Source organism: Kitasatospora sp. NPDC091257, assembly GCF_044757675.1.
Lineage (GTDB): Bacteria > Actinomycetota > Actinomycetes > Streptomycetales > Streptomycetaceae > Kitasatospora > Kitasatospora lactacystinica.
Genome location: NZ_JBIVVI010001242.1, coordinates 1 through 2,577, shown reverse-complemented (window position 1 = coordinate 2,577; position 2,577 = coordinate 1). Strand labels below are relative to the sequence as shown.

At 75.1% G+C, this 2,577-nt stretch carries 3 protein-coding genes and 1 pseudogene; 1 reads left to right on the top strand and 3 read right to left on the bottom strand.

Annotated features, from left to right (window positions below):
* Window positions 1-77: 77 nt before the first annotated feature.
* Window positions 78-791 (bottom strand): annotated as a pseudogene (locus ACIQOV_RS36805) (DUF5995 family protein); the annotation flags it as partial.
* Between the two features lie 197 nt (window positions 792-988).
* Here ACIQOV_RS36805 and ACIQOV_RS36800 point away from each other — a divergent pair.
* Window positions 989-1,819 (top strand): poly-gamma-glutamate hydrolase family protein, encoded by an 831-nt coding sequence (locus ACIQOV_RS36800; RefSeq protein ID WP_401055150.1) that lies wholly within the window; start codon window positions 989-991, stop codon window positions 1,817-1,819.
* A 53-nt stretch (window positions 1,820-1,872) separates the two neighbouring features.
* Here the strand turns inward: ACIQOV_RS36800 and ACIQOV_RS36795 are convergent, their stop codons facing one another.
* Together ACIQOV_RS36795 and ACIQOV_RS36790 are read right to left on the bottom strand one after the other, a co-directional pair.
* Complete coding sequence (locus tag ACIQOV_RS36795; RefSeq protein ID WP_401055149.1) at window positions 1,873-2,262, bottom strand: DUF3224 domain-containing protein; 390 nt, start codon at window positions 2,260-2,262, stop codon at window positions 1,873-1,875.
* Window positions 2,263-2,397: 135 nt separating this feature from the next.
* A partial coding sequence (locus ACIQOV_RS36790; RefSeq protein ID WP_401055148.1) for a SpoIIE family protein phosphatase occupies window positions 2,398-2,577 on the bottom strand: 180 nt, incomplete at its 5' end.

The window sequence follows — 2,577 nt, the reverse complement described above, 5'->3', positions numbered from 1 at the left end:
CCGTCCGGTCCGGTGCCCGGTACGCCGTCCGGACCGGCGCCCGGCACCCCGTCCGGCCGGGGTGGGAGCAGTGCTCCGAGCGGGAGCAGCAGGGCGCGGCCGAGCAGTCCGACCGAACCGTCCAGCGCGGCGGCGAAGGCCCGGGCCGCGCCCGGCAGGTACCGCAGCTCCCACAGCGCCTCCACGGCGTTCCAGGCGCCCTCCCGGGCGGCCCCGACCGACCAGACGCCGAGCAGGTGGGGGAGCGGCTCGGCGAGCTCCAGCAGGTCGGGGCCGGGCATCAGCTGCTCCCGGACGGCCGTCTCCACCTCGGCCAGCACCCGGTTGATCCGGTGGTAGTCCTCCTCGACGGCGGCGGGCTCGCAGCCCCGGCGGCGGCAGGTGTCCACGACGGCCAGCGGCAGGTCGTGCTGGATGTGGGCGTTCATCCCGGCCAGTGCGAACTGCAGCGGGTGCACTCCCGGGTGGGCGCGCAGCGCGAACAGCGGCCGCCAGCAGGCGGGCGGCTCCCGTCCGGCCGCGTCGGCGGCCACGGCCCGCAGGTAGTGCCCGGCGAACACCACGTCCAGCTCGGCCGTCGCCCGCGGGTCGACGAAGCACCCGCGGTCCAGCCGGTCGCGCACCGCCTGCGTCACGGTGAGGTAGATCCGGTTGAAGACCGCCACGCCGTCGGCCGGGGGCAGCCCCGCCCCGATCCGCCGCAGCCGGTCGATCACCCGCCCGACCGCGGCCGTCCTCGTGGCCGCCCGCGCCCCCGCTGCCGTCGTACGATCCACCGCCGTGCCGGGCATGCGCCACCCTCCGATGCCGATCGTGCACTGATCGCATCATCGTGACAGCGTGGGCGGGTGCCCGGTGGACGCAGCACGAGCCCGTCGAGCCGGTGTCACACGATCAGGCTGATTCCGTCCGTGGCATGGCACGTATTCGGCCATGACGTTGCAGGGGCTTTGCCGATCCCCCACCTCCTGCCATCATCCCTGCCGTGATCAACCGACGAACCCTCATCGCCGCGTTCGCCGCGGCCCCGGCCCTCGGCACCCTCGGTGCCGTCGTGGGAAGCACCCCCGCGAGCGCCGCCGCCGACCTGTACCCCTCCAACACGGCCCTCTACGCCAGCACGACCGTGGTCGAGGGCGTGGACTACGGCCGCCGCTACCGCCGGCACCTGATGGACGACCAGAGCCTGCAGGGCCGCACGTCCGTCGTCCGGACGACCGTCATCGCCCCGCACGGCGGCGGCATCGAGGTCGGCACCTCCGAACTCTGCCTGGCCGTCGCCGGCTACCACCCGGCCGACCTCGCGCCGACCCCGGCCGCCGGGCCGACGCACGACTTCTGGATGTTCGAGGGCCTGCGCTCCTCCAACAACAGCGAGCTGCACGTCACCTCGACCCACTGCGACGACGGCGTGGCCCGGGCGATGTGCGGCGGCAGCCTCAACGTGGTGTCGCTGCACGGCTGCACCGCCGCCCAGGCCGGCCTGGAGGCCGGTGCCCAGGCCGTGCTGGTCGGCGGCCTGAACGCCACCCTCCGCCAGTACCTGATGGAGGAGTTCGCGGCGGCTGGCATCCGGGCGGTGACCGCCTCCGGCGAGGAGGAGATCGCGGGCATCTCCCCGGAGAACATCTGCAACCGCAGCCTGCTCGGGATGGGCGCCCAGCTGGAGATGACCACCGAGCTGCGGGCCGCGATGTTCGCCCCGGGCAAGAACACCCGCGCCGACCGGGCGACCAACACCCTGCCGCTGTTCTGGAGCTGTGCGACCGCGGTCCGGGCCGCGATCCGGCGGCTGGAAGCGGGCCAGCCCGTCCTCTGACGGGCCGGACAGCCGGACAGCCGGGCAGCCGGCCGCGGCGCGCGGGGCCGGCGTCAGCCCAGCTCGTACTCCAGGACGTAGGCGTGGGCGCCGGACTCGTCGACGGTCAGCCGGAACTCCCCGGTGATCCCGGCCAGCTCGCCCGCGCCCGTGCCCGGCACCACGCGTATCGTCGTGCCGGTGGTGTCCCAGGCCGTGTGCTGGAGCACGAACGAGCCCGCGCGCCCGTCCAGTTCACCCGTCACGTGCTCCACCGCGACGTACGAGGCCGGGCTGCCGGAGGGGCCCGTGACGGAGAGCATCCGCACCTCGCTCGCCCCGCTCAGCCCGCCCGTGAAGGTCTTGGCGATCCGGACCCGCCCGAAGGCCGCGCCCTCCCGCTCCTCCGTCTCCACCGGCTCGAACGCGGTGAGCTCGAACGACCCGCTCGCCCTGTTCCCCATGGCACCGTCCCCTCGTCGACCGTCCACTGCTGGGCGGCCGGCTCCCCGCCGACCGCGAACCGAGCCTTGCACACCCCACTGACAATCGCGTCCGGGCCGCTCGGCGGAGCCGCCGGAGCCGGCGGCGCGGCCCGGTCACGGCTCCCAGCGGATCGCCAGCACCGCCGCGTCGTCGGCCAGCCCGGTGGCCCCGACCCAGTCGCCGACGTCCTCCAGCACGGCGTCCAGCAGGTCCGCCGGCGAGCCGCCGTGCAGGCCGGGCAGCCGCTCCGCGATGGGGTAGAACCGGCCCCCGGCGTCCCGGGCCTCCGACAC

Excerpts from the sequence above, each read along its gene's own strand:
- ACIQOV_RS36795 (WP_401055149.1), bottom strand. The coding sequence starts at position 2,262 with ATGGGGAACAGGGCGAGCGGGTCGTTCGAGCTCACCGCGTTCGAGCCG.